Origin of the sequence: Geminocystis sp. GBBB08, from assembly GCF_016743215.1 — a bacterium.
In the GTDB taxonomy this organism is placed as follows: domain Bacteria; phylum Cyanobacteriota; class Cyanobacteriia; order Cyanobacteriales; family Cyanobacteriaceae; genus Geminocystis.
In genome coordinates this window covers 1-2627 of the sequence record NZ_VRZC01000272.1, presented here as the reverse complement: position 1 = coordinate 2627, position 2627 = coordinate 1, and the positions used below count along the sequence as shown (strand labels likewise).

Here is a 2627-nt window from a genome sequence, read left to right as displayed (position 1 = left end):
CCTTAAAACCATCAATAGAGTTGTTAGATAATCAAGATAGTTTAACCTTAAGAGTTTTAGTGCCTGGAATTGATAAAAAAGATCTTGATATTAGCGTTACTCGGGAAGCTGTTAAAATTAGTGGGGAGTATCGTCATCAAGAAAAAAGTCAAGATAATGGCTACTATGTTTCTGAATTTAATTATGGCAAATTTGAACGCACTATTAATTTACCAGTAGCTGTTCAAAATGATCAAGTAAGTGCTGATTATAAAGATGGTATTTTATCTCTAAACTTACCAAAAATTGAAGAAGTAAAAAATAAAGTATTTAAAGTTAGTTTAGGGGAAGAAAATCAACCAACTTTAGAAGCAAGTACAGATCAATAATCTAATTTTAGGTTATTTTGCCTTAATTTTTACTCTAGCCTAATAATAATCCGTTACAAACAAAAAATTGACTCCCCTTTTTTTTGGCGGATTGAGGAAAATAAAAATATACCTCATTAGTCTGATAATTGCTATCATTAATAATTAATATTTAGCCTGTCTTTGATGGCAGGTTTTTCATTGTTTATATTAATCCTAATTTATTCAATAGACACCAGTACAAAATAAAAATTAAAACCTATTTTAGGTGAGAAATTATTAATTTTAAATAACTATTGCCTGAAGAATTTAGAATAAGGAAATTTAGCCATTGCCTATTGCTTGAATTTTGCAAGAAGTCTAATATTTATCAATTTTTCATACTTAGCTTAATTAATTTAAACGCTTCTTTTTGAGATTCTAATTGATAGTTAGTTTTGCCTAAATCACTAACTTTTAAATAAGTAGATTCTACTACCACTAAAATTGTATTAGCTTTAGATTCTTTTCGTTGTAAATCGGTTTTTAACTCCTCAAAGTTATCCACAAAGTTAACAGAATTTTCACTATAGTAAACGATGCTATAACGGGTAAATCCGATTAAAAATATTTCTTCATGGGGTTGAATTTCTTGTTTAATTTGGGTTGATAACTCTCGAAAAGATAGTTGTCTTTCTTTGTCTAAAAGGGGAATTAATGGCGGAAAAACAAGAGTAACAAAAGTTAAAAAAGCGACTAAATTAGCACTCCATAACCAACGCCATAAAGATTTTTTTAATAAGATAATCAGTGCAATTAATACTCCTACTCCCCAAGAAACAGCAGAAATTATTGGTATTCCTGATACTATTAAATTATCTGCTAATGTGGGGGCTGAAGGATCATCTCCGATTAGTTTACCACTAATAGCTGATGCGATCGCCAAAACTGTAAGAATAATCAGATTAACAACGCCACTGACAATAAATAGCCAATGATTTTCTGTTTGTGGTTGCCGTTGACTGAATTTATCCCCCCAAAATAAAGCAATGATAATGACAACGGGTGGAATAACTGGAAGAATATAACCCGGAAGTTTAGTGGCGGCGGCAGAGAAAAAGACAAAGGTAGTAATAAACCATGCTAAACAATATAAACCTAGTTGAGAATTACGAGGAGATTGTTTGACTTTCCTCCACTGCCAACAAGAAAGATTAGCAATACTGAGAGGAAAATACACAGACCAAGGTAACATTAAAACAGTACCCCAGATGATATAATAATACCAAGGTCCGGGATGATTAAAAACTACGTTAGTAAAACGCTTAAAATTACTAACCGCTAAAAATTCATTAACAAATATTTCGCCGTCAAGAATGGTAGCCGCAATATACCAAGGCAATGCAACGACGAGAAAGAGAATAATCGTGCGAATAGGGTTAATTTCCCAGAAAACTTGCCAAAATTTACCTACATATAATAAAAAACTGCCAATTCCTAATATCGGCAAAATAATTCCTATAGGCCCTTTGACTAAAGAGGCGATCGCCATTAAAATCGGAAACAGACAATAATATAACCGTTGAATTTTTGGGTTTTCTGGTTGTGCGTAGCCAAGAAAAAAACATAACATCGATAAGGCAATAGCAGAAGAAAGTAACATATCAGATACTGCGACTCTTCCCCACGCAATCCAAGCAGGATTTAAAGCCATCATACCGCCGCCAATCCATGCCGTTAACCATAACTGCCAAGAATTATTATCAGGTTTCTTCTCGATAAAACCAAAATAACGAAGGGTATAAAATACCAAAAATACCACAGCGATGGCACTTAAAGCGACGGGAAACCTAGCCGCCCATTCTGTAATACCAAAAATTTTGAAACTCAGGGCTAAAAACCAATAACCTCCTGCAGGATAAGAATAAAAATAATTATCATTCCAATGAGGACTAATCCAATTATTACTTAAAACCATCTGCCGAGCTACTTCTACATATAAAGCCTCAGTTTTATCAATTAAACCAATACTACCTAGATTCCATAAAAAAGCAATCCAACTGAGTAAACATAAGCTAATTATAGAAATAATCCATAATTTTTTTGGTTGTCTTCGCCACAATTCTCCCTTAAATTGCACTAATTTCTCTCCTTAACTAACTTAATATACATCCAATTAATTTCTAATTTCTAATTTCTAATTTCTAATTTCTAATTTCTAATTCCTAATTCCTAATTCCTAATTTCTAATGGTTTTTACTGCTTTTTAATAAAATAATTGCCAAAGTAAACACCATATAT

2 protein-coding genes are annotated in these 2627 nt (G+C 32.1%); one reads left to right on the top strand and one right to left on the bottom strand.

The window, feature by feature from the left end:
- On the top strand, positions 1-368 hold a 368-nt coding region (locus tag FWJ34_RS19100), incomplete at its 5' end, for an Hsp20/alpha crystallin family protein (RefSeq protein WP_308256911.1).
- A 349-nt stretch (positions 369-717) separates the two neighbouring features.
- Here FWJ34_RS19100 and FWJ34_RS19095 read toward each other — a convergent pair.
- Positions 718-2466 carry a glycosyltransferase family 39 protein gene (locus tag FWJ34_RS19095; RefSeq protein ID WP_308256910.1) on the bottom strand — a complete coding sequence of 583 codons (1749 nt, stop codon included), beginning with the start codon at positions 2464-2466 and terminating at the stop codon, positions 718-720.
- Between the last annotated feature and the right edge of the window lie 161 nt (positions 2467-2627).